3 protein-coding genes and 2 pseudogenes are annotated in these 3,464 nt (G+C 59.8%); 4 read left to right on the top strand and 1 reads right to left on the bottom strand.

Annotated features, from left to right (window positions below; all coding sequences use genetic code 11):
• Window positions 1-117: 117 nt before the first annotated feature.
• The 4 genes and pseudogenes from ACIQ3Q_RS22085 to ACIQ3Q_RS22070 form a co-directional block, all read left to right on the top strand.
• Window positions 118-876: pseudogene (locus tag ACIQ3Q_RS22085) on the top strand (FAD-dependent oxidoreductase); the annotation flags it as partial.
• Between the two features lie 217 nt (window positions 877-1,093).
• Window positions 1,094-1,420 (top strand): hypothetical protein, encoded by a 327-nt coding sequence (locus ACIQ3Q_RS22080; RefSeq protein ID WP_396271389.1) that lies wholly within the window; start codon window positions 1,094-1,096, stop codon window positions 1,418-1,420.
• 131 nt (window positions 1,421-1,551) lie between these two features.
• Complete coding sequence (locus ACIQ3Q_RS22075) at window positions 1,552-2,073, top strand: hypothetical protein (protein ID WP_396271388.1); 522 nt, start codon at window positions 1,552-1,554, stop codon at window positions 2,071-2,073.
• Between the two features lie 69 nt (window positions 2,074-2,142).
• Window positions 2,143-2,667 (top strand): GNAT family N-acetyltransferase, encoded by a 525-nt coding sequence (locus tag ACIQ3Q_RS22070; protein WP_396271387.1) that lies wholly within the window; start codon window positions 2,143-2,145, stop codon window positions 2,665-2,667.
• A gap of 92 nt (window positions 2,668-2,759) precedes the next feature.
• On the opposite strand, the pseudogene ACIQ3Q_RS22065 reads toward ACIQ3Q_RS22070, so the two are convergent.
• Window positions 2,760-3,344 (bottom strand): annotated as a pseudogene (locus ACIQ3Q_RS22065) (MBL fold metallo-hydrolase); the annotation flags it as partial.
• Between the last annotated feature and the right edge of the window lie 120 nt (window positions 3,345-3,464).

The following is a 3,464-nucleotide window of genomic DNA, read 5'->3' as shown; positions in this document are numbered from 1 at the left end:
TGAAAACCGCACTAAATCGATGAAATTCGGGCTCGATTTCCCGCATCACGAAACGCACTCAACTCAGACTTTAAGTCGGGCGCCAAAGCTGCATGATCAAGGCGGTTTTTCAGCAGCCTGCTAGACCGCGCGGGCTACCTTCAATATGAGCCGGCGCTGGCGGACGTGCAAGACAAATTCGTCGGTGCGCTGCGCCTGCCGGGCGACGAGACCGGCGACTGCTTCATCTTCACCAACGAGATCGCCAAACTGGCCCAAGGCATGGGCACGCAGTTCAAATTCAACACCGCCATCGAGCGGTTGGTGGTGGAGGGCGGCAAGCTGCAAGGCGTGCAAACCAGCCAAGGCCTGGTGAAGGCCGATGTCACGCTGCTGGCCCTGGGCAGCTACAGCACAGCTATGTTGCAAGCCGTGGGCGTGCGCATCCCCGTCTACCCGGTCAAGGGCTTTTCCATCACCGTGCCCATCAGCAATGCGGCCAAAGCGCCCGAGTCCACCATCATGGACGAGACCCACAAAGTCGCCGTCACCCGCCTGGGCGACCGCATCCGCGTGGGCGGCACCGCCCAGCTCTCAGGCTTTGATTTGCGCCTGGACGCCGGCCGCCGCAAGACCCTGGAGTTTGTGGTGACCGACCTCTTCCCCCAAGGCGGCGACGTGGCCCAAGCCAGCTTCTGGACCGGCCTGCGCCCCATGACCCCCGACGGCACCCCCATCCTCGGCCCCACCGCCATCCAAGGCCTATGGCTGGCAACAGGCCACGGCACCCTGGGCTGGACCATGGCGGCGGGCACAGGGCGGCTGATGGCGGATTGGATGGGGGGGCGGAAGGCGGAGATTGATACGGAGGGGTTGACGATTGAGCGGTATCGGTAGGCGTCAAGGGACACACGTGGGCATGATTTGAGCGGGGCTATAGTGCATTCGAGCCCTGCGCCAAAATGCCGTTTTGTTGATGCTGTATGTTTACCCAGTCAAAAGCCCAACACGTCAGCGGCGACAAGCACTTAGATGTTGCTCGCCCAGCCCGTCGCTGGCGACAGGGCTTTTTGGTGCGACAGGCATCTGTCGCCACACAAAAAAGTTGGCCGGCATGAAAATCCTCCGCCCAGGACTGGCAAAGGCACTCGGTTTTGCCGTTGCATCCGTGTTTTTCGGTGGACTTGCTTTTCGATTTGCTTGGTACAGCCGCATGTACATCGGACCAAATGACCCTTATGGAATTTCAGATGTCATCGAATTGATTCTGGGGGGTCTTCTCGTACTGGTCTTGGCCGGCTCAGTGGTTACGGCCATTGCACTTGCCATACAAGGCCCGAGAGAGAATCGGCAGGCTTCAAAGTGGCTCACTCTCATTTGCTTGGCCGTGGTTCTTCTGCTTCAGCCTCTGCACAATCTTGCAGCGAAGTATTCGCTATGAGCAAAATGCCGGCCAACCCTTCATTGCAGCGGACCTGCGCCAGCTACACTGGCTGGTCCGCTGAATTCAAACGTTAATCCTCGCTGAATCACAAAGGTAGTCGCCGCATGGGTACAAACGCTTCCGCTTTCTTGGTGAACAACGACCTTGAAGAGTCGAACGAAGAGTTCTTAAGCGCACTCGGGTGCACGGACATCACGCGCGTTGATGTTCCATCGAAGGCCGACTTTGGCTTCATCCGATACAAGGACTCTTTCATGCTGTTCACATTCGGCAAGTACGACGCCGCGGTTAGCGCTGCCATTGAGAACGGTGCATCACCGATCTCTGATGTGCTGTGCTCAGTCTTTCCAGAGTCTGACATCTTGGCGGTCGTCCTACAGGGGTCGACAGACCTCGCCGGTTTCTCCCTGTACACAAATGGAGAGCACGTGCGCCGCTGGGCAGCCGCTGCAGACCACGGAACGCTTGTTGATGAAGGGGACACGCTGGAATCCGAAGCCCAGGCTGCGAAGGAGCGTCTCGCAAACGAAGAGGTTGTTCACGCCGTCACAGTGAGTGTTATGGAGTTCGACCTCATCGATGTGTTTCATGCCCGTGATGCGGGAGAAGTTGAAGAGTTTCTGTTCAGCGTCTCGGTGAGCGATGCCTAACCCCTCCATCGATCGGACGTCCCAAAGGCTTCGCCTTTGGGACACTGCTCATCTCGAACGGTAGGCCTTATGATCGGCTGCCACGCCACCTTTCGTCGCCTTGACCCGGCGGATGCGTCCGCACTGATAGCACTGCGCTTGGAAGTGGCCGCAGTCAATGAGTCTGCAATGGGAGCATCGCTCGCCGAAGAACAAGCTAGGTCTATCCAGTCCTTCAAGGATCAGCTGGCTCGGGAAGGTCCCAGTGCCCTATTTGGGGGTTTCGTCGATTCGCAATTGGTAGCGGTGGCCGGAATCCATCGATCGAGCAGTTTGCCCTCCTCTGCGCACAAGGCCGCCCTGTGGGGGGTCGTTGTGTCCCCCACCCGATGGCGAAAGGGACTTGGACGAGTTGTCGTTGAAATGGCTATCGCACATTCCTCTTTGGTCGGAGTAAGGAGGGTCAACCTCACGGTGTACTTGCCAAACGAACCTGCGGTTCGCCTGTATGAGTCAATGGGCTTCAGGACGTATGGCACCGAGCCGCAGGCACTCTGCATAGACGGCCACTTCTACGACGCGCAGCTCATGAGCAAAGAGTGCAAGGGGGGCTAACTGCGCGACTGTTTTGCGCAAAGCCGCCGCGTTCAGATCAAGTGGCCCAGCGCCTGAGCCACATTGCTAGCACAGCAGTCCGCACAGCCCGCTCACCACTTCATCTCCCCCTTGCGCACCTTGGCCCCGATGTCCAATGAGAGGCCACCCACCGCATCCGGGTAAGCCGCCTTCATACGCCCGATCAACTCCGCACTGTTGGCGCTGGCGGTGGCAGCTTGGTCAAAGGCCTGTAGATAGTCGCGGGTGAAGCGGATGGTGCTGGCGTCCAGTGGGGTGCCGGCCTTCATGTGGCCGGGCACCACCACTTGGGGCTTCAGCGCGGCCATCTCGTCGAGTTGGGCCACCCAGGCCTGGCGCTCGGCGGGGGTTTGGGTGTCGGCCGTCCAGACATGCATTTGGCCGAACACACCCACATTGCCGACGATGGCTTGGGCCGATGGGATCCAGGCATAGGGGCGGTGGGCCAACACGCCTTCGGTGCCCTTGATCTCAATGGTTTGGCCTTCCAGGTTCAGGGTGGTGGTGCTCAAGGCTTTGGGCAACACCGGTTGGCGCGGCGCGTTGGCGCCCATCTTGGGGCCCCAGAAGCCCAGTTTGGCTTGCAGCTTTTTCTCGATGACCTTCAGCACGGCGGGCGTGGTCACCACCTCGGCGTTGGGGAACACTTCCGTAAGCGTGCGGCGAACCCACCTTGCATCACCGGGGCCAGTCAGGCAGTAGCGTCAGCAGGCTTCCAGCGATGGGGCAGCAGCTCCTCAATGCGGCTGCTGAGCTGCGTGGGCAGGCGGGTCAGC

This window comes from Ideonella sp. (assembly GCF_044358605.1).
Classification (GTDB): Bacteria; Pseudomonadota; Gammaproteobacteria; order Burkholderiales; family Burkholderiaceae_C; genus Ideonella.
This window is presented reverse-complemented; position numbering and strand designations above follow the sequence as displayed.

What these genes read in the sequence shown, in the direction of transcription:
- ACIQ3Q_RS22080 (WP_396271389.1), top strand. Translation starts at nt 1,094, where the DNA reads ATGAAAATCCTCCGCCCAGGACTGGCAAAGGCACTCGGTTTTGCCGTT.
- ACIQ3Q_RS22070 (WP_396271387.1), top strand. Translation starts at nt 2,143, where the DNA reads ATGATCGGCTGCCACGCCACCTTTCGTCGCCTTGACCCGGCGGATGCG.